Annotated in this window: 16 protein-coding genes and 1 tRNA gene; 6 read left to right on the forward strand and 11 right to left on the reverse strand. The window is 68.0% G+C overall.

The window, feature by feature from the left end; all coding sequences use genetic code 11:
- Window positions 1-711, reverse strand: a complete 711-nt coding sequence (locus KF823_07805; protein MBX3725807.1) for an ABC transporter ATP-binding protein — start codon at window positions 709-711, stop codon at window positions 1-3.
- Window positions 712-798: 87 nt separating this feature from the next.
- Window positions 799-2,124 (reverse strand): efflux RND transporter periplasmic adaptor subunit, encoded by a 1,326-nt coding sequence (locus KF823_07810; protein MBX3725808.1) that lies wholly within the window; start codon window positions 2,122-2,124, stop codon window positions 799-801.
- Between the two features lie 206 nt (window positions 2,125-2,330).
- On the opposite strand from KF823_07810, the gene KF823_07815 reads away from it, so the two are divergent.
- The gene (locus tag KF823_07815; GenBank protein ID MBX3725809.1) at window positions 2,331-4,529 is read left to right on the forward strand and encodes a TonB-dependent receptor; all 2,199 of its coding nucleotides are present in this window, start codon (window positions 2,331-2,333) and stop codon (window positions 4,527-4,529) included.
- Between the two features lie 51 nt (window positions 4,530-4,580).
- Here the strand turns inward: KF823_07815 and KF823_07820 are convergent, their stop codons facing one another.
- The 4 genes from KF823_07820 to thiS form a co-directional block, all read right to left on the reverse strand.
- The gene (locus KF823_07820) at window positions 4,581-6,389 is read right to left on the reverse strand and encodes an SLC13 family permease (GenBank protein ID MBX3725810.1); all 1,809 of its coding nucleotides are present in this window, start codon (window positions 6,387-6,389) and stop codon (window positions 4,581-4,583) included.
- Between the two features lie 36 nt (window positions 6,390-6,425).
- Complete coding sequence (gene trmB / locus KF823_07825; GenBank protein MBX3725811.1) at window positions 6,426-7,061, reverse strand: tRNA (guanosine(46)-N7)-methyltransferase TrmB; 636 nt, start codon at window positions 7,059-7,061, stop codon at window positions 6,426-6,428.
- Window positions 7,062-7,159: 98 nt separating this feature from the next.
- Window positions 7,160-7,969 carry a thiazole synthase gene (locus tag KF823_07830; protein MBX3725812.1) on the reverse strand — a complete coding sequence of 270 codons (810 nt, stop codon included), beginning with the start codon at window positions 7,967-7,969 and terminating at the stop codon, window positions 7,160-7,162.
- Window positions 7,950-8,150 carry a sulfur carrier protein ThiS gene (gene thiS, locus KF823_07835; GenBank protein ID MBX3725813.1) on the reverse strand — a complete coding sequence of 67 codons (201 nt, stop codon included), beginning with the start codon at window positions 8,148-8,150 and terminating at the stop codon, window positions 7,950-7,952. The genes KF823_07830 and thiS overlap by 20 nt, the downstream gene beginning before the upstream one ends.
- A gap of 198 nt (window positions 8,151-8,348) precedes the next feature.
- On the opposite strand from thiS, the gene mscL reads away from it, so the two are divergent.
- The 3 genes from mscL to KF823_07850 all read left to right on the forward strand — a co-directional run bounded on the left by mscL (window position 8,349) and on the right by KF823_07850 (window position 11,164).
- Window positions 8,349-8,900 carry a large conductance mechanosensitive channel protein MscL gene (mscL, locus tag KF823_07840; protein MBX3725814.1) on the forward strand — a complete coding sequence of 184 codons (552 nt, stop codon included), beginning with the start codon at window positions 8,349-8,351 and terminating at the stop codon, window positions 8,898-8,900.
- A 98-nt stretch (window positions 8,901-8,998) separates the two neighbouring features.
- A tRNA-Gly gene (locus tag KF823_07845) sits at window positions 8,999-9,072 on the forward strand.
- Between the two features lie 238 nt (window positions 9,073-9,310).
- Complete coding sequence (locus tag KF823_07850) at window positions 9,311-11,164, forward strand: tyrosine-type recombinase/integrase (protein MBX3725815.1); 1,854 nt, start codon at window positions 9,311-9,313, stop codon at window positions 11,162-11,164.
- Window positions 11,165-11,211: 47 nt separating this feature from the next.
- Here the strand turns inward: KF823_07850 and KF823_07855 are convergent, their stop codons facing one another.
- Complete coding sequence (locus tag KF823_07855) at window positions 11,212-11,838, reverse strand: substrate-binding domain-containing protein (GenBank protein MBX3725816.1); 627 nt, start codon at window positions 11,836-11,838, stop codon at window positions 11,212-11,214.
- Window positions 11,839-11,944: 106 nt separating this feature from the next.
- Here KF823_07855 and KF823_07860 point away from each other — a divergent pair, with 106 nt between their 5' ends.
- Window positions 11,945-12,244, forward strand: a complete 300-nt coding sequence (locus KF823_07860) for a helix-turn-helix transcriptional regulator (protein ID MBX3725817.1) — start codon at window positions 11,945-11,947, stop codon at window positions 12,242-12,244.
- A gap of 26 nt (window positions 12,245-12,270) precedes the next feature.
- Here KF823_07860 and KF823_07865 read toward each other — a convergent pair whose 3' ends face one another.
- The 3 genes from KF823_07865 to KF823_07875 form a co-directional block, all read right to left on the reverse strand.
- On the reverse strand, window positions 12,271-14,109 hold the full coding sequence (locus tag KF823_07865; GenBank protein MBX3725818.1) for a TraI domain-containing protein: 1,839 nt from the start codon (window positions 14,107-14,109) through the stop codon (window positions 12,271-12,273).
- A 202-nt stretch (window positions 14,110-14,311) separates the two neighbouring features.
- On the reverse strand, window positions 14,312-15,232 hold the full coding sequence (locus KF823_07870; protein ID MBX3725819.1) for a nucleotidyl transferase AbiEii/AbiGii toxin family protein: 921 nt from the start codon (window positions 15,230-15,232) through the stop codon (window positions 14,312-14,314).
- The gene (locus KF823_07875; protein ID MBX3725820.1) at window positions 15,225-15,983 is read right to left on the reverse strand and encodes a type IV toxin-antitoxin system AbiEi family antitoxin; all 759 of its coding nucleotides are present in this window, start codon (window positions 15,981-15,983) and stop codon (window positions 15,225-15,227) included. The genes KF823_07870 and KF823_07875 overlap by 8 nt, the downstream gene beginning before the upstream one ends.
- Before the next feature lie 223 nt (window positions 15,984-16,206).
- Between KF823_07875 and KF823_07880 the strand changes: the two genes are divergently transcribed.
- Complete coding sequence (locus KF823_07880) at window positions 16,207-16,578, forward strand: DUF3742 family protein (protein MBX3725821.1); 372 nt, start codon at window positions 16,207-16,209, stop codon at window positions 16,576-16,578.
- A gap of 7 nt (window positions 16,579-16,585) precedes the next feature.
- On the opposite strand, the gene KF823_07885 is transcribed toward KF823_07880, so the two are convergent.
- Window positions 16,586-18,109, reverse strand: coding sequence for a conjugal transfer protein TraG N-terminal domain-containing protein (locus KF823_07885; protein ID MBX3725822.1), 1,524 nt, complete (start codon window positions 18,107-18,109; stop codon window positions 16,586-16,588).
- Between the last annotated feature and the right edge of the window lie 8 nt (window positions 18,110-18,117).

Raw genomic sequence — 18,117 nt, forward strand, 5'->3', positions numbered from 1 at the left:
TCAGGCGGTGGCGATGGCGCTTGCCAGCACCAGGGCCGGGCCGTCGTCCAGGTCGGTGACCTGGCCGTCGATGATGTGGACGTTGCGCTGGGCGCGGGCGGCCAGTTCCGGATCGTGGGTGACCATGACGATGGTGGTGCCCTGGTCGTTGATCTCCTCGAGCAGGTCCATGACCCCGCGTGCCATCAACGAATCCAGGTTGCCGGTCGGCTCGTCGGCGAGCAGCAGCCGGGGGCTGCCGGCCAAGGCGCGGGCGATCGCAACGCGCTGCTGCTGGCCGCCCGAAAGCTCGCTGGGGTAGTGCTTCTGCCGCGACGACAGGCCGACCTTGGCGAGCGCCTCCTCGATCCGGCGGCGGCGCTCGGCGGCATTGAAGCCGCGGTAGCGCAACGGCACGTCGACGTTGTCGAACAGGTTGAGGTCGGGGATCAGGTTGAAGCCCTGGAAGATGAAGCCGATTTTCTCGTTGCGAAGCCGGGAGCGCGCATTGTCGTCCATGCCATGCACGTCGACGCCGTCCAGGCGGTAGATGCCGGCGCTGAAGGTCTCGAGCAGGCCGGCGATATTGAGGAAGGTGGTCTTGCCGGAGCCGGACGGGCCGGTCACGGCGACGAACTCGCCCTCCCGGACGTGGATCGAGAAGTCGCGCAGCGCGTGGGTCTCGATCATGTGGGTCTGGTAGACCTTGGAGAGGTTCTGCATCAGCAGCATGGCGGGGTTCCTGGGCGTTCGGTCGGGGAAAGGGGTTGCGGTTGCCTACGCTGCCGCCGGGCAAGCGGTCGGGCGGGCACGGTGCCGTCAGGGGCGGTCGCCGGTGAGGTGGATGCGCTCCGCGTCCTCGAAGGCGTCGGTTCCGGCGATCACGATGCGGTCGCCGGCGGACAGGCCCGACACCACTTCGATCTCCGACAGGCTGCCGGCGCCGAGCTGGATCGGGCGCCGAACCGCGAAGCCGTCGACCACCACGTAAGCCTGGCGGCCGCTGCCCGCCTCCACGAAGGGTCCGCGCTGCACCTTCAGGACGTCGTTGCGCTCGTCGATCAGCACCCGCGCCGACAGGCGCTGGCTCTGGCGCAATCCCGAGGGTTGCTCTTCCACGAAGCGCAGGCGCGCCCGGACCTGGCCGTTGACCACCTCCGGCGACAGCGAGGCAAGCTCGGCACGGAACGCCCGCCCCTGGAAGGCCACTTCGCCCGGCAGGCCGGGACTCAGGTCGTCGGCGAAGCTTTCCGGGGCGTCGATCTCCAGCTCCAGCCGGCTCAGGTCGATCACGGTCAGCAGGCCGGCGTCGCGGCCGACCGCGCTGCGGTCGGCGACCAGGAGCGTGCCGACCCGGCCTGCGACCGGTGCGCGGATGGTCAACTCCTCGACCTGGCGGGCAAGGTCGGCGACCACCAGGCGCTGGCGATCAAGGGCCAGCTCACGCGCGCGCAGCTCGAAGGCCAGGGATTCGCGCTCCAGATCGGAATCGGCACCGGCGTGGCCGAAGCCCAGTTCGGCATTGCGCAGCGCGTCCCGTGCGCGCAGATGGTCGACCTCACTGATCGATCGCGTCGCCCAGGCGGCGTCGGCCCGCTGCATCTCCCGCTGCGCGGCCAGCAGCGCGACTTCGGCCTCGTCGCGGGTGCGCGCGGTCAGCAACTGCCGCTTGCGGTTGTCGATGCGGGCCCGCGCCACTTCGATCTCCAGCCCCTGCAGGGTGGACCGTTCGCGCGACAGGGCGTTGTCCAGCTCGGGGCTGCGCAGCTCGGCGAGCGGCGCGCCCAGCTCCACCTCATCGCCGGGCGCGACCAGGAAACCGACGGTGCCGGCAGCCGGCGCGTACAGGGTCGGGCTGACGGCAGCGACGATGCGGCCCTGCACGGCCAGGTCGCGGACCAGGGTGCCGCGTTCGACGGTGGCGATGCGCAGACGGTCGGCGGAGACCGAGCGTGTTGCCGACAGGGTGGACACCAGGTCCGGCAGCAGCCAGGCGAGCCCGGCGAGCAGCGCTGCGGCGACGGCACCGTGTCGCAACAGCCGCCTCCGGCGCAGGCGCGGATCCACGGCAAGCACGCGATCCTGCGCTGCCGTGTCGCGGATGCCCGGTCGGGGCGCGGGGGCCGGGGGAGGAAGGCCATCCATGTCGGGTCTCCGGTTCATGGCCTCGTGCAGCACCTCGCGTGCCAGGAGAGGAATGTCCACGAATCAATGACTTGAAACGCCTCCCGAGGTGTCCGCTCGCTGTCCGATGCCGCCGTCGCGTGTCCGTGAAGGTCGTTATTGCAAATGCGAATCCGTCTCAGTAACGTACGCGCATTGCAGATTTCCTTGACCCTCCCGGACTCCCCATGCCCCCTCTCCACCCCCTGGCCGCAGCCGTCATCGCCGCGCTGCTCGTCCTGCCCGTCTCCGCCGCCGAGGTCCCCCTCGACGATGCCGCCGAACTCGACCGCACGGTGGTGGTCGGCAGCCGCGAGAAGGCGCTGGAAACCGCCGGATCGGCGCAATACGTCGGTGCCGACGAGCTGGCCGCGTTCGAGCACGCCGACGCGCAGCGCGTTCTGCGCCAGGTCCCAGGTGTCTACCTGATCGACGAGGAGGGCTACGGACTGCGCCCCAACATCGGCATCCGCGGCTCGGGCACCGACCGCAACAGCCGGATCACCGTGATGGAGGACGGCGTGCTGATCGCGCCGGCCGCGTACGCCGCGCCCGCCGCCTACTACTTCCCGACCATGCAGCGGATGTCGGCGGTCGAGGTGCGCAAGGGTTCGGCGTCGATCCGCTCCGGTCCGCGCACCACCGGCGGCGTCGTCAACTTCGTGAGCACGGGCATTCCGGACCGTCCCCTGGCCGGCAAGGCCCAGGTGCTGTTCGGCCAGGACAGCACCCTGCAGGGCCATGGCTGGGCCGGTGGCACCCTGGACAACGGGCTGGGCTGGCTGGTCGAGACCGTCCAGCAGGCCACCGACGGCTACAAGCGCCTGGATGGCGGCGGCGACACCGGCTACGACCTGCAGGACTGGCGCGTCCGCCTGGGCTGGACCAGCACCGATCCCTCGGCGCTGCGCCAGCGCATCGAGCTCAAGCTCGGTCGCACCGACCAGGCCTCGGATGAAACCTACCTGGGGCTCACCGACGCCGACTTCCGGGCCGACCCGCAGCGCCGCTATGCGGCCAGCGCGCTGGACAACATCACCACCGAACACGAGCAGATCGAGCTGCGCCACGGCATCGTCCTGACCGACAGCGTCGATCTGAGCACCACCGCCTACCGGCACGAGTTCAGCCGTGCCTGGTACAAGCTGCAGGACGTCACCGGCGGATCTCTCTCGGCCATCCTGGCCAATCCGGCGCAATTCCAGACGCAGTTCGGCTGGCTGACCGGGCAGGATTCGCCGGACAACGCCCTTCGCCTCCGCAACAACAACCGCAGCTACGAACAGGAAGGCCTGCAGTCGGTGCTGGGCTGGTCGTTCGGCGGCGAGGTCTCGCACCTGCTGGAGGTCGGCGTGCGCTGGCACCGGGACTTCGAGGACCGCTTCCAGCAGGACGACCGCTACCGGATGCGCGATGGCCGGCTCGAGCTGACCCAGGCCGGGGCGCCGGGCAGCCAGGAGAACCGCAAGGTCTCCGCGAAGGCACTGGCGCTGTACGTTCAGGACGAGATCCGCTTCGGCGACTTCATCCTGACCCCCGGCGTGCGCCACGAGCGCATCGACCTGGAACGGCTGGACTGGGCCCTGAACGACCCCGGCCGCGCCGGAGGAACCATCCGGGTGATCCGCGACCAGGTGAACCAGACCATCCCCGGCGTCGGCCTGACCTGGCTGGCCAGTCCATCCTGGTCGCTGTTCGCCAGCGTCCACAAGGGCTTCAACCCGCCAGCGCCGGGCAGCACCGCGGCATCGGAGGAAAGCGTCAACACCGAGATCGGTGCCCGCTTCGAACGTGGCTCCCTGTTCGCCGAACTGATCGGCTTCCACAACGACTACGACAACCTGGTCGGCACCTGCACCGCCTCGACCGGCGGCAACTGCAACATCGGCGACCAGTTCGACGGCGGCAAGGCCCGGGTCCAGGGCGTCGAGGCGCGCATGGAACTGACCGGCAATGCCGGTGGCGCCGTGGAGGTGCCGTTCCAGGCCAACTACACCTGGACCGAGGCCAGCTTCCGGTCAAGCTTCAACAGCGGCTTCGGCGAATGGGGCACGGTGATTCGCGGCGACGAACTGCCCTACCTGCCCGAGCACATGTTCCATGCCGCGACGGGTCTGCGCGGCGAGCGCTGGAGCGCCTTCCTGGGCGTCGCCTACGTGGACGCCATGCGGACCACCGCCGGCCAGGGGCCGGTGGCAGCCGCCAACGCCACCGACTCGGCCTGGGTCTGGGACCTGAGCGCCTCCTGGCAGGTCGCCCGCGGACTGGAGCTATTTTCCCGTATCGAGAATCTGACCGACCGCGAGTACATCGTCTCGCGGCGGCCCTCCGGCGCCCGTCCGGGCCTGCCGCGCACGGCCCTGGTCGGCCTGCGCTACAGCTTCTGAGCGGGGCGGCGCCGACGTCCGGCTGCCGGGTACCGGTGCCGCCCGCCGGACTCAGAACAGCAGGTTGATCACCGCGATCGTCACCAGCACGTGGGCCGCCGCCAGCGGCGCGCCCACCCGCAGCAGGTCGGACTGCCGGTAGGCACCGGGGCCGACGATCATGGCGATCGCCGGGTTGGTGACGGTGAAGTAGTTGTTGGAGGCCGCCACCGCAACCAGAAGGGCATAGGCCGCCGGCTGGCCGCCGGTGGCCAGCGCGGCATTGATCGCCAGCGGCACCATCAGCACGGTGGCGCCGACATTGGACATGACCATGGCGAAGAATCCGGTCAGCACGACGATCAGCAACTGCACGCCCAGCGCCGGCCAGGCGCCGATGCCGCGCAGCAGCTCCTGCACCAGCCAGGCCGCGGCGCCGGTGGTCTCCAGCGCATAGCTGAGCGGGATCAGGCTGGCCAGCATGAACACGGTCTTCCAGTTGACCGCGCCATAGGCCTCCTCGACGCTCAGCACGCCGACCAGCATCATGCCGACGGCGCCGGCGAACAGCATCACCGGCAGGCGGTCGGCGCTGTACAGGGCGAAGCCGATCGCCAGCACGAACAGCGCCAGGGCGTGCCACAGCTTGTGCGGACGCGCCTCCTGCTTGGGGATGTCGGTGACCAGGACGAAGTCGTGGTTCTCGGCGGCGTGAGCGAGGTCGCGCCAGAAACCGTGAAACACCAGACAGTCGCCGGCCCGGATCGGCTCCTCGCGGACATCGCGGGTGATCACCGTGTCGCCCCGGCTGATCGCCAGCATGCTCAGCCCGAGGCGCTTGCGCAGGCGCAGCTCCGACTGCCGCTTGCCGATGAAGCGGCTGCCCGGCGGCACCACCGCCTCGGCGATGCCGGCGCGCGCCGGATTGAAGAAGTCGGCGAACTCGCGCAGCCGCGGTCGCAGGGTCAGGACGTTGTTCTCGGCGAACTTCTGGACCTGCTCGCGCGGCCCGAGCACGCCCAGCGCGGTACCGACCCAGATCATCTGGTCGGCCGGCGGCGCAAGGCGCGATTCCGAGCCGACCCGGATCGCCAGCACCAGGGGTGCGCCGTGCAGCTGCTCGGCCTCGACCACCGACATGCCGACCAGCGGGCTCTCGGCGGTGACCACCGCCTCGTGAATCTCGCCGGTCAGGCCATAGGCCTGCTCGAAATAGCTCTCGGTGCGGGCCGGCGTCGCCGCCGCGCTGCGCAGCCGCTCGGGCAGCAGGCGCGGCGCCACGAAGGTGTAGTAGGCGACGCCGGTGGCCAGCAGCGCCAGGCCGACCGGCAGCACCGCGAACATCGCGAACGGCGACAGCGCCGCGGCGCCGGAGGGCAGGTTGCGGTTGGCGCTGGTGATCAGGTCGTTGAGGACGATCAGGGGCGACGATCCGACCATGGTCAGCGTGCCGCCAAGCGTGATGCAGCCGGCGACCGGCAGCAGCAGCTTGGCGATCGGCAGCCCGGTGCGCGCCGAGATGCGGCTGGCGACCGGCAGGAACAGCGCGACCGCCACGGGATTCTGGATGAATCCGGATACACCACCGGAAATGGCGGAGATCAGCATGCCCAGGCGGCGCTCGATGCCGCCGGACAGGCGGATGATGAACTGCGCGGCATGCGCCATCACGCCGGCGCGCTCCAGCCCGGCGCCCATGATCATGGTGGCGATCACGGCGAGCACGGCGTTCGAGGAGAACCCGGCGAACAGCTCGTCGTTCGGCACCAGGCCGAACAGTCCGAGCAGCACCAGGACCAGGGGCGCCACGACGTCGGCGCGGATCCATTCGCCGACGAACATCACCACGGTGAACAGCAGCAGGCCCAGGACCAGGAGCATGTCCGTGGTGAACAGCAGGCCGCCGCCGTCCATGGCTCAGGGGTCCACGGCTTCGAAGATCAGGTCGACGACCGGGTGGCCCAGGCGCAGGCCGCGCTGTTCGAAGTGGGTCAGGGGCCGCCAGGCCGGCCGCGGACTCGCCTGCCCTGGCCCGGACAGGTTACGCCAGCCGGGCGCGGCCGCCATCACCTCGAGCATGTGCGCGGCATAGTCGGGCCAGTCGGTCGCCAGGTGCAGGCGGCCGCCGGCACGGACCCGGCTGCGCAGCAGGGCCACGAAGGCGGGCTGCACCAGGCGGCGCTTGTGGTGGCGCTTCTTCGGCCAGGGGTCGGGGAACCAGATGCGCACTTCGTCGAGGCTGTCCGGCGCGAGATTGTCGCGCAGCACCTCGACGGCATCGTGCTGAAGGATGCGGAGGTTGCGCAGTCCGGCCTGGCCGGCGCCGTTGAGCACCCGGCCGACCCCCGGGCCATGCACCTCGATGCCCAGGAAATCCCTGTGCGGTTCGCGCTGCGCGCATTCCAGCAGCGCCTCGCCATTGCCGAAGCCGATCTCCAGGACCCGCGGCGCCGCCCGCCCGAACAGCCGGTCCAGGTCGAGTGGTCGCCCGGCGGGGTCGATGCCCAGATTCGCCCAGTACAGGTCGAAGCCGCGCTGCTGGGCCGGTGTCATGCGCCCCTGGCGGAGCACGAAGCTGCGCAGCGGGCGGGCGCCCGTCCCGGGTGGTGCCGTCCCAGCCACCTCCGTTACGTCGCTGGCCGGGCTGCCGCTCACCCGATCAATCCGTCGACCGGCGAGGAGGCACTGGCATGGCGCCGGCGCGGGATGCGGCCGGCCAGGAAGGCGTCGCGGCCGGCCTCGACCGCCAGGCGCATGGCCCGCGCCATGCGCACCGGATCGCGGGCACCGGCGATGGCGGTGTTCATCAGCACGCCGTCGCAGCCCAGCTCCATGGCGATCGCGGCATCGGACGCCGTGCCGACCCCGGCGTCGACCAGCACCGGCACCCGGGCGTTCTCGACGATCTCCAGCAGGCTCCAACGGTTCTGGATGCCCAGGCCGGAGCCGATCGGCGCGGCCAGCGGCATCACCGCGACCGCGCCGAGTTCCTCGTAGCGACGCGCCAGGACCGGGTCGTCGCTGCAATAGACCATCACCTGGAAGCCATCCCTGACCAGGATCTCGGTGGCTTTCACGGTCTCGACCACATCCGGGTACAGGGTGGTGCGGTCGCCCAGCACCTCCAGCTTGACCAGGCTGTGGCCATCGAGCAGCTCGCGCGCCAGGCGCAGCGTGCGCACCGCATCGTCGGCGCTGTAGCAGCCGGCGGTGTTGGGCAGGATGGTGTAGCGGTCCGGCGGCAGCACGTCGAGCAGGTTCGGCTGCGAGGGATCCTGGCCGATGTTGCTGCGCCTGATCGCGACCGTGACGATCTGCGCGCCGGCCGCCTCGGTGGCGCGCGCGGTCTCGTCCAGGTCCTTGTACTTGCCGGTACCGGTGAGCAGCCGCGAGCCGTAGCTGCGCCCGGCGATCACCAGGGCGTCGTCGGAGGCCGCCACCTCAACCGCCGCCGATGGCATGGACCACCTCGACGCGATCGCCGGGCGCCAGGCACTGCTGGTCGTGGCGGCTGCGCGGAACGATGCTGCGGTTGAGCTCGACGGCGACCCGACGGTCGGCGAGTCCGGTGGCGGCCAGGAGATCGGCCACCGTGGCCGCTTCCGCGAGCCGCAACGGTTCTCCGTTGAAGACGATTTCCATGCGGGGATTGTACCCCCCGCCGCGGACCGGCGGGTCCGCGGGCCGGCATCCGGCCAGGGCGACCGCGCAACCCGCACGCGATGCCCTGGCCGTATCGGTCCCGGGCCCGCGCGTCCCCGCGCCGGGACGGCGGCGACCCAGCTAGGATGGCCGCGCGCAGGGCCGGACCGGGATGTCCGGACGGTCCTCCGGCCAGGGATGGCCGCGGCCGGGGACGGCGCCCGCGCAGGACCGGTCGTGGCGCGCGAGCCCGACCCGGGCCTGAGCGAAACGGGCCGATCGCCCAGGAGGGGCGGGGCGGCACGACACCCACATCATCATGGAGGGAGCATCGTGTTCAAGGAGTTCAGGGAATTCGCGGTCAAGGGCAACGTCCTCGACCTGGCCACCGGTTTCATCATGGGTGCGGCGTTCACCGCGATCGTCAGCTCGCTGGTCGACCACGTGATCATGCCGCCGATCGGCCTGGTGCTCGGCAACATCGACTTCAGCGAGCTGTTCGTCAATCTGTCCGGAACCGACTACGCGACCCTGTCCGCCGCGCAGGAGGCCGGCGCGCCGGTGATCGCCTACGGCCTGTTCATCAACGCCGTGATCAAGTTCGTGATCGTCGCCTTCGTGCTGTTCCTGCTGATCCGGCAGGCCAACCGCTTCAAGCGCAAGGAAGAGGCGGCACCGGCCGCGCCGCCCGCAGAGCAGGTGCTGCTTGCGGAGATCCGCGACCTGCTGCGGCAACAGCGGGGCCAATAGCGCATCGGCAGGTCGGGCGGCGGCGTCCAGGGCTGCCCCCCGGCCCGCCACGGGAACACGTGACGACGCGGCACCGCCGCCGCTAGAATCGACGGCGCGCGGGTGTAGCTCAATGGTAGAGCAGAAGCTTCCCAAGCTTACGACGAGGGTTCGATTCCCTTCACCCGCTCCACTGCATCATTCTGCGGACTTCCGCAGAAGTCCAAGAGAGTCTGCAAGTCGTTGCCACACAAGGACTTTTCCTCTCTTTGACGTTCTGCCGCGGTCCACTGCGATCCGCCTACAGCCAGGACTTTTAAGTCCACAAACAAGTCCATTTTTGCGGGCGCGGCTGATTCCGGATTGTTGATGGAGGGGCGAGGTCGACGTGACCAGCATCTGGTTCCTGACTCATGTTCAGGAGCAAGAGCATGGCACTCTCAGACCTGGCCGTTCGACAGGCCAAGGCAACTGGCAAGGCATACACCCTCCCTGACTTGGATGGCCTCTCCCTGGCCGTCACGGCTGCAGGGGGCAGGACTTGGCACTTCCGCTACTACTGGGCGGGCAAGCAGAAGCGGATGTCGCTCGGCACCTACCCGGAGGTGACGCTTCGCGAGGCCCGCAGCCTGCGCGACGAAGCGCGCGCCCTGCTGGCCAAAGGCACCAATCCTCGCGTTCACCGCAAGCAGAAGCGCACCGCTGTCCGGCTCGCCGACGAAAACACCTTCGAGGCGGTGTATCGCAAGTGGCTCAAGCATCGCGGGCTCAGCCTCAAGGAAGGCCGGCAGACGACCCTTTCGATACTTCCGCGCATCTTCGACAAGGATGTGCTGCCCGCCTTGGGCAAGCGGTCGGTCTATGAGATCAAGCGTCCCGACCTCTTGGAGGTGATTGCCAAGATCGAGAAGCGCAGGGCGCTCTCCGTCGCCGAGAAAGTCAGGACGTGGTTCAACCAACTGTTCCGCTACGCGCTGGTGATCGTGCCGGGCCTGGAGCAGAACCCTGCCTCCGATCTCGATGTGGTGGCGCTGCCGCTGCCACCCGTCAACCACAACCCGTTCCTGCGCATGGCCGAGCTGCCGAAGCTGTTGCAGCGGCTGCGCAGCTATCGCGGCAGGCGGCAGACCCAGCTCGGGCTGCGGCTGTTGCTGCTGACCGGCGTGCGAACCGGCGAGCTGCGACAGGCGATGCCGGATCAATTCGATCTGGACCGTGGGTTGTGGATCATCCCGCCCGACGTCGTGAAGCAACTCCAGTTGGATATGCGCAAGAAGCGGCAGCAGCCGAAGGACATCCCGCCCTACATCGTGCCTTTGTCGATTCAGGCCATGGAGATCGTCCGGCACCTGCTTGATGAGTTCAAGCCGGCCCAGCGCTACCTGTTCCGGCACGACAGCGACTTGAAGAAGCGCATCAGCGAGAACACGCTCAATGGTGCCCTCAAGCGCATGGGCTATCAGGAACGCCTGACCGGACACGGCATCCGCGGCACGATGTCCACTGCGCTCAACGAGATCGGCTACCCGAAGGTCTGGGTGGATGCACAGCTCTCGCATGTCGATCCCAACAAGGTCAGCGCGACCTACAACCATGCCGAGTACGTGGAGCAGCGTCGCCGCATGATGCAGGACTGGGCCGATCGGCTCGACCTCTTCGAGCAGAACCAGGTCGAGGCGGCCAGCATGCCGCTCACCGTGCATCTGGAAGGCGTGCCCGCGTTCCCGAATGAGCAAACCGCAAGCGCACCCTCCACGCCGGTTGCCGCTTCGCCAATCCTGCTCGTGACGAAGCCGGGTGACGCCATGCCGTTGGTTTCTGCCGCCGCACATCGGCTGCCGGCGGTTCCGCCCCCTCGATCGGCCGCGCCGCTGGTGCCTTCGGACATTCAGCGCGAGAGGATGGAACTGTTCGATGTCTTCGAAGCGTCGCACAACCTTCCCGTCGCGGCGTTTGCCAAGATGGCGGGCAAGTCCCGCAGGTGGATCAGCTACGAGATCAAGGCGGGCAACTTGCTGGCGTTGAACGTGGGCAACCGCGGCCAGCGCGTGCCGGATTGGCATCTCGACCCACTCAAACACGAGCTGATCCAGTCCGTCCTCAAGCTGACCAGGGGTGCGGACCCTTGGCAGATCTACCATGCACTGCTGCAGCCGCGCTCGATGCTGCGGGGGCGTTCGGCACTGGAGGGCGTGACGGCCAGCAATCTCGACAAGCTCGTCATGGCAGTGAGCACAGCCGTGAAGGAAAGCGAATGGATCCCGCCGCGAGTCGGGGTCGCCTAGCAGCAGGAATGCGGGATCGTGGCGAAACCGCGATTCCCGCGCGTCTGTCAGGACACCAGGCGCGCGCGGCGGGCGAATCTTGCCTGGGTGTCCGACAAGGAAGCGTTGCGGCGCAGCAGGTAAGCCATCACGATCGTTGGTGCGCCGGCCAGCGGCCGCACGGCGATGCCTCGGCGTAGGTAGCTCGCCAGTCTCGCGGCAGGCGCAATGGCGATCCCGTACCCGGCGGCAACCAGCGTCATCGCCACATCGAATGTCTCCACCGTTTGCTCCCGCTCCTGCAGCGCGTTCTCGAACACGCGCTGCACGGTCATGCGCCATGGTTCATCGGCCGTGGACTGCGAGCAGATCAAGGGCTGCTTGAGCACTTCCTCGCACGGCACTTCACGGTAGGCCAGCAGGTGGGAGCGCTTGGCCACGGCGACCGCCAGCGTGTCATGCCACAGCGGCTCGCATACCCAGCCAGGCCACTGCCGGGCAACCGCAGACAAGGCGAAATCGAAGCCGTCGCCCGGCAGCTCCGCGCCTCGAACGGGATCTGTCCATCCGGCCAGGACGGCATGAGTCTCCGGCTCTTCGGCACGCTGCAGGGCGAGCACGTCGGCGAGCTGGGGAGGCACCCATTCGCCGAGGACGGCCATGCGAATTTCGGCGGTGATGTCACTCGATTCCACGTCCAGCTCCCCCCAGGCGGTGAACTCGTGGCAACTGATCTCGAAGCCGTTGAATGAGTTAAGTTTAACGTGGTTTAAATCGTGACTGTGTTCGACGCTCTTGGCAATGCCAAAGCGTTCGATCCAAAGGGGCCGCCCCACCGGCACCACTACCTACGAAGCGGAACCAGCCATCGCGTTTGGGGCTGCCGTGCGGGAAGAAAGAACCAACCAGGGTATCGCTCAGGAAACGCTGGCTCACATGGCCGGCATCGAGCGGTCTCACATGGGCAAGATCGAGCGCGGCGAGCATGTCCCCACGCTCCCCCTCATCCTCAAGATCGCCCGTGCGCTGAAATGCAGTTCCGCCCACTTGATGACTCTGACCGAAGCCAAGCTGGCAGAGTCGGCCCCATCCGCGGATTGAAGCCGGCCTGCGCAGCGGCCGCACGGCTACCCTTGATCGTCGTTGTCCTTGCCCCCAAGGGCTGAATCTTCGCGCTTTGCGGCCTCGTTGAGGAGCCGCAGGTATGGGTTGTCTGGCGGCGTCTCCCGGAACAGCGCCTCCGGGCTGGCGAGCAGATAGCCGTGCAGCCGGCGCGACTTGCGCGGCCCCGTGACTTCGCAGGTCCAGATGTTCAGCCCGCTCGGCTGCTTGCGGTGCTGTCCCAGCTTCTCGAAGCGCTTCTGTACCCACTGCCACCCCTCCAGCTTCTCCTGCTTGGCCAGCGCGGCGACTTGAAGGTACTCCTGCGCGTAGCGCTGGAACACGCCGGGGCTGACGAGATAGGTCGTACCGGCGACGGTATGCACCAGGGCCTTGGCGTCGTTGATGATGAGCTTGCGCGTCTGGATGCTCTGACTCAGCCAGGCCATGAAGTGCGCCCCGGAGGGCTCCGCGCGATCCTGGGAAGGCGCGAGGCTCATCTGCGGCGGGGGCACGGTCGAAGGGGCCGGCTCGGCCTCGGCGATCTCCGGCGCTGTGGATGGAGCAGTGTCGCCCAGCAGGTCGAGCAGCGCGGCCACGCCGATGTCCGTGGCTGCGGATGCGATCGGCGCCGTGCTCGCGGGTGCAGCTTCGGTGCCTTCCACGCGCGGCCCATCGGCCACCGCCGGCGCCAGCGGCGGCGGCTCCGCCTGTTCCTCTTCGACCTGCACACGGCCTGCGAACGGCGCCGGCCGGTCGACGGCATCCCAGATCATCGCCGGCGAGAGTTTCAGGAAGGTAAAGGCGTGCGACCAGCCGGCGTCGCTGGTGACGGCAGCCTTCCAGATCGCCTTGCCATCCGGCGTCGGTTGCACGATGCCGTGATCCTGCAGCACGTTGAACACCGCCGTGTTGCTCGCCGGGATGCCGTCGATGCCCTGCGACAGCAGATGTGCGCGCAGCTTGTCGGAGACGGTCTTGCTCACCAGCCACAGGGCGTCTTGGGTCAGCCAACCGTCCGCCGGGCCGGCCTGGTTCAACTTGAATTCTTCCTTGAGCAGGTAGCGCAAGCCGTCGAGCAATTTGCGTTGCAGCGCATGCTTGGGCGCCGCCAGCGCCTTGCTGGGATCGCCGCCGAGTTCTTGGGCGACCGATGCCTGGTCGGCCTGCACGACCAGCTCGCCGAGCGTGCCGGCGTGCTCGTACTGGCCGGCCAGCACGTACAGCAGCGCGGCCCAGAGGTCGGGATAGCCGCTGAGCCAGTCGAAGATGTCCCGATCGAGGAGGTGTGCGTAGAGCAGCCCGGTGGCGGCGCTGTGGAGGCGGTACTCACGCTCCCTTCGGTAACGGAAGCGGTACGGCTTTCGCAACGGGCCGTGCCAGGGATGCCAGATGCTGCCGTCAGCGTGCTCGACGTGCAGATCGACCGCAATCTTGCCGATGTCGTGCAGCAGGGCCGCGTAGGCCGTGCCTGCGGTCCAGGCTTCGGCCTGGTCCGCCTGTGCCTCGGGCGTGACGCCGGCAGGCAGCAGGTACGACTGCCGCAATTTCAGCGCATAGGCGACGATCTCCAGGCCGTGGTCCAGCATGCCGCCCGGATAGGCGTGGTGGTGGTTCTCGGAGGCCGGGAACTGCTGGACCAACTCGGCGTAGCGCTCCAGTGGGGCGAGGTAGAGCGTGGCGAACTGCCGGCGCGAGAGCGATGTGCGCTGCCAGATGTGTTCCAGCAGTTTCTGCCGACGCGGCGTGGCCAGCAGCGATGCGGCCGACTCCGGCCACATCGACCCTTTCGGAGTTTCGATGGCGGAGGTGGGCGGTGTGCCGGCGGCGGGTGGCACCCTTTTGCGCTGGAACAGCGAGAGCATGGCGAACCCCGGATGACGGGCTGCTCGGGGCGCCTTTTGGCCTTTTCAGGATAGGGCCTTTCCCCTTGGCGCCCTTCCTTTGCCCCTTCCCAGCCCTTTGGCCTTTGTCGGAAGCCTTTGGGTATAGGGCCGCTGCTTCGTGGATGCCACGATGAATGCGGCATGGGGCAATCCCGGCAAGTGGGGCGCTGCGGGATGTTCGTCAGCTCTGGCCCAAGCCGGTGTCGAGGGCGGCGGATTGCGCTGCGAAGTCGTCGGGACGGCGCTTGCGGAAGGTTTCGAGATTGGCGAGCTTCCAGCGCAGTGCCGGCAGTTGCGCGGCGTGCTGGCACTGCACCAGCGACCAGTCCGGTTCTGCGCGCGCCAGCCCGCTCAGAAACTGCTTGTGCGCGGTGCTCAGTCGCTGTGGCAGCTCGCGCCGCATCCTGGCGCGAGCGTCGAGCAGTGTCTCCAGGGAGCAGTCCACTTCGGTCATGCCGACAAAGGCCCGCTCGTACTCGCCGGCGATGTCCTTGTCGTTGCCGAACAGCACTTCGTGGGGCGGCCGGTTGTGGCCCGCCAGATAGATCACGAAGCACTCGACCATGCCGTCGCCGATGTCGCCCGATTCGTAGAGCTGCCACACGTCGAACAGGTCGCGGGGGTGCTGCCGATCCAGCGCGGCCACCAGCTTGCTGGCGTACAGCTCGTCCGGTGCCAGAACCGGCAGCTCGAACTCGACGCCGAACAGATCGCTGGTCTTGGCGCTCAGCGGCCGCCGCTCGACGGGCAGCACGCTGCCTCGGAACACGACGTTGACCTCGATCTTCACCTGGCTGGCGTCGTTCTCGACGATCAGCTTGGTGTCTCCCAGGTCCTTGGCGCGAACCAGGCGTGTCTGCACGCCCAGTGGCGCAACGCGCGTGGCGATGGCGGCCAGCTCCTGGTTGATGGCTTGCAGCGCTTCGTCGCGCGGCGTCTGCCACGGGAGGTACACCACGTCGATGTCCACCGACAGACGCGGCATGTCCCGCACGAAGAGGTTGATGGCCGTGCCGCCCTTCATGGCGAAGATGTCGTTGGCGAACACGTCGGGCGCGACGGCCAGCAGCAGGCGAACGGTGTCCGCGTAGGTCTTATCCATGAGGTCTCAGGCTCAGCAAGGTGCCGTCATCGAGCCGGCTCATCCAGCGCGTGTTGCTGCCGGTGCGAACCGGGTACTGCTCCAGCAGGGCATCGACATCCACGAGGCTGGTCTCGCGCGCCCAGGTGAGGAACAGGCGCACGGCCTTCACGCTGGCGCAGCAAGACAGCAGTTGCCCGAGCAAGTCCTTGCGGGGGGAACGCAGTCCATCGAATAGGTTGCGGGCCTCTTCGAGGCTCTGCTTGACGCCGGCTTCGTACAGCAGCTCCAGAACGGCACGCTCGGGGGCTGCCACCCGCAGATCCTCGGGCAGGCCAGGCGGCGTGGTCAGGGTCTTGCCGGCCAGCGCCGTGTCCGGCCAGTCGAACAGGCGGGCGTGGACATAGCGGGCCGGAAAGCGCGAAGTGAACCAGGCCGGCAACGCGAAGCGACCGTCGCCCCACAGCACCAGCGCCTCCCGGCTGCCCAGGTTGTGCCGCACCCCCTGCAGGGCCAGGGCGCTCTTGCCGCCGACGTGCAGGCCGGGCACGCGCTGTTGCAGGAACTTCAGCGCACCGTAGACCCCGAACTCATCGTTCGGGAAGGCATAGACGCCATGGGCCAGGCGCACGAGCCACCCGCCGTCGGCATAGTGGGCGGCGAGCTGGGGCGACACCCCGAACTGGCTCAGGGTGGCAAGGTCGAACGGCGCCCCGCGGGGGAGTCCCGCCTGCAGTCGCTTGATTACCTGGTGCCGAGAATTTCCATCCATGTTATAAAAATAACACAGAATCCAATCGACCCCTAGAGCCATTGCAAGAACGTGCATGGAAAGTAGCATAAGGTTTGATTTATCGTGCAGAATCTAATCGATCTGCGACCCGAGCCAACCCGGCTCTGCCGGCCGCAACCCGCCCTCCTGATCGCGGTCTATGCTGGAGGGCAGGCCACGACCGGCCGCTCCGCGAGGTGAGGCACCACTGAAGCCGAGGCATATGAGCATGACCACCAACACGCACAACGGGCGCCGGAGCCACCGGCTGGGCCGGGGGGCTGGCCGTGCCTGGCGTGGATACCTGCGCCGCGAGCAGCGTGTCGCCGGCTGGCTGGTGACGCGCGGGGTGCCTGCGGGCGCGGCGACGGCGGTGCTCTGGATCGTCAAGCTCGCCGTGCTCGGTGCGCTGCTCTACTCCGCGTTCTGGCTGGCCCTGCTGCTTGCCTTTGCGGTGACTGCTGCATGGCTCGTGCAGCACGACGACCCTGATCAAGAGGAACCGCAACCCGAGTGGAGGGAAGGCCCCAACGGCTTCGGGCTTTATGACAAGAGCGACTGGCGCATCGACCCGCATGTGACCGACGACGACTGAACGGCGGTCACTTCTTCGATACGGCGCTCATTGCCATACCAGCGCCACGCCCCCCAGCGCCCTTGGCGTCCGAGGTGGCGGTGGACAACCCCTGCACGATATTTCCCGTGCGAACGCCTGCCCAAGCCAATGCCATGACCCAAAACGTCGGCAGCACGATGAACATCATCGCCATGACGAAGTTAAGGAGCATGTCGCCAAAGGCGTTGTTCAAACCGATCAACGGATCGAAGTTCGTGTGCGGCCTGTCCGCGCCAAACCCCCAGCCGTAGAGCGCGTCCAGGATCGTGCTGTCGATCCAGCGCGCGAGCTGGAACCAGAAGTCCACGAAGAACAGCGCGAACTGGACGCAGCTCACCGTCACCACCGTCTTCAGGTCGTAGGTGCCGATCAGCAGCACCAGCGGGATGCAGATGACGAGCGCCATCTTGAGCATCGTCAGCACCATCGGCAGCGCTTGGCGCACCACGTCCATCGCCGGAAAGAAGCCCAGCGAGCCGACGGTCAGCCCCAGGTCGCTCGCGCCGCGCGTGACGATGTTCGGCAGCGTCTTGTCGATCTGGCCGCCGTAATCGGTGTAGACGGTGCCCTGGTTCATCTTCTGCTGCCGCGGTGAGACGACGGCGCGGATCACCGAGTCATTGACCTCGCTCTGCGACAGGAAGCCCGCCCAGCGCCCGATGCGGGTCAGCAGGTCCGGGTCGACCTGTGCCAGCAGCCGGTTGCGCAGTCCCTGGTCGCCATCGGCCCACCACTGTCGGCAGGACGGATAGCCGCCGCCGCTGTCCACCTGTGCCAGCCCCGCATCGCGGGTCGCGTCGTAGGGCCAGGCCGTGCGTGGCGTGCGGGAGTGGTAGGTATCGTAGAAGCCGGCTGTGTCGAGGAAGTAGCTCGACCCAATCCAAGTCACGTCGTTCACCTGCTCGTCGGAGAGCGTCGGCCGGTTCATGAACAGCTTGGCGCGCGACGGCCCGTAGCAGTCGTGCGTGAAGTCGGCGACCTCCTGTGCCAGCACCGGATCGTCGATGCGCGTGGCATCGACTTCCATGCGAATCTGACGCAGGTCCGTGCCACAAGGAATCGCCGCCACCGCGGCGCCGGTGACCGCCTTCGAGATGGCGTGCATGAAGAACCACCACACCGGCACCAGCGCGCTCTGGTCGTTGAGCGCCGTGTAGACGTTGGACCAGCCCGTGTCGTTGGGCAGCGGGACGCTGACCTGGCATTGCGCAGAGCGCGTGGTGTCGAACTTGATCGTGGCGAGATCCACCGGGATGAACGGGATGCCGGCGAACATGATGACCACGATCGCCACCCACACCCGGTTCTCGATGCGCATCGACGACAGCACGCCCTTGTTGCCCTCGTCCGCACCTTCGCTGCGGGCCTTGAGCCATTCCTGGATCACGATGGCCACGAACGGCAGCGCGAACACGCCGCTGGCCACGAGGATGCTCCAGATGCCGTTGTTGACCACCCAAGCCACCAGGGTCAGGTAATACTCCAGGTAGTCCGTGGTGTAGAGCGTCATGCCTGCCT

Source organism: Lysobacterales bacterium (genome assembly GCA_019634735.1).
In the GTDB taxonomy this organism is placed as follows: domain Bacteria; phylum Pseudomonadota; class Gammaproteobacteria; order Xanthomonadales; family UBA2363; genus Pseudofulvimonas.

Coding starts and splice junctions, on each gene's coding strand:
- KF823_07805 (MBX3725807.1), bottom strand. CDS start 711: ATGCTGCTGATGCAGAACCTCTCCAAGGTCTACCAGACCCACATGATC.
- KF823_07810 (MBX3725808.1), bottom strand. CDS start 2,124: ATGGATGGCCTTCCTCCCCCGGCCCCCGCGCCCCGACCGGGCATCCGC.
- KF823_07815 (MBX3725809.1), top strand. CDS start 2,331: ATGCCCCCTCTCCACCCCCTGGCCGCAGCCGTCATCGCCGCGCTGCTC.
- KF823_07820 (MBX3725810.1), bottom strand. CDS start 6,389: ATGCTCCTGGTCCTGGGCCTGCTGCTGTTCACCGTGGTGATGTTCGTC.
- trmB (MBX3725811.1), bottom strand. CDS start 7,061: ATGACACCGGCCCAGCAGCGCGGCTTCGACCTGTACTGGGCGAATCTG.
- KF823_07830 (MBX3725812.1), bottom strand. CDS start 7,969: ATGCCATCGGCGGCGGTTGAGGTGGCGGCCTCCGACGACGCCCTGGTG.
- thiS (MBX3725813.1), bottom strand. CDS start 8,150: ATGGAAATCGTCTTCAACGGAGAACCGTTGCGGCTCGCGGAAGCGGCC.
- mscL (MBX3725814.1), top strand. CDS start 8,349: ATGGCCGCGGCCGGGGACGGCGCCCGCGCAGGACCGGTCGTGGCGCGC.
- KF823_07850 (MBX3725815.1), top strand. CDS start 9,311: ATGGCACTCTCAGACCTGGCCGTTCGACAGGCCAAGGCAACTGGCAAG.
- KF823_07860 (MBX3725817.1), top strand. CDS start 11,945: ATGCCAAAGCGTTCGATCCAAAGGGGCCGCCCCACCGGCACCACTACC.
- KF823_07865 (MBX3725818.1), bottom strand. CDS start 14,109: ATGCTCTCGCTGTTCCAGCGCAAAAGGGTGCCACCCGCCGCCGGCACA.
- KF823_07870 (MBX3725819.1), bottom strand. CDS start 15,232: ATGGATAAGACCTACGCGGACACCGTTCGCCTGCTGCTGGCCGTCGCG.
- KF823_07875 (MBX3725820.1), bottom strand. CDS start 15,983: ATGGATGGAAATTCTCGGCACCAGGTAATCAAGCGACTGCAGGCGGGA.
- KF823_07880 (MBX3725821.1), top strand. CDS start 16,207: ATGAGCATGACCACCAACACGCACAACGGGCGCCGGAGCCACCGGCTG.
- KF823_07885 (MBX3725822.1), bottom strand. CDS start 18,109: ATGACGCTCTACACCACGGACTACCTGGAGTATTACCTGACCCTGGTG.